This window comes from Leifsonia sp. SIMBA_070 (genome assembly GCF_046534635.1).
GTDB lineage: Bacteria > Actinomycetota > Actinomycetes > Actinomycetales > Microbacteriaceae > Leifsonia.
Window position 1 is genome coordinate 1 of the sequence record NZ_JAWRYK010000406.1, and the last position, 264, is coordinate 264.

At 61.7% G+C, this 264-nt stretch carries 1 protein-coding gene; it reads right to left on the reverse strand.

Features of this window, described 5'->3' with window-relative positions; genetic code table 11:
* The coding region (locus SB754_RS20855; protein WP_410784259.1) for an alpha-amylase family glycosyl hydrolase at positions 1–250 on the reverse strand (250 nt) is incomplete at its 3' end.
* Positions 251–264 lie beyond the last annotated feature (14 nt).

The window sequence follows — 264 nt, forward strand, 5'->3', positions numbered from 1 at the left end:
GGTAGAGGCTGTTCCAGCCGCGGTCGGCCAGCGCTCGCTGCCACCGGTTCCAGATACTTTTCAGGTCCTGCAGCTTCATCGGCAGATGGTTCCATTTTCCGCCGGCACCCTGGTCCAGCCGCATGTGTTCGAAATGGAAGACCATGTCCAGTTCCCCGCGCAGCGGGTCGGTGAAGAGCACCGCCTCGTCAACCGTCACGCCGTCGGTCTCTCCCACCACCAAGTATTCTCCGTCCCGGTAGCTGAACACGGCGCGCATCATTT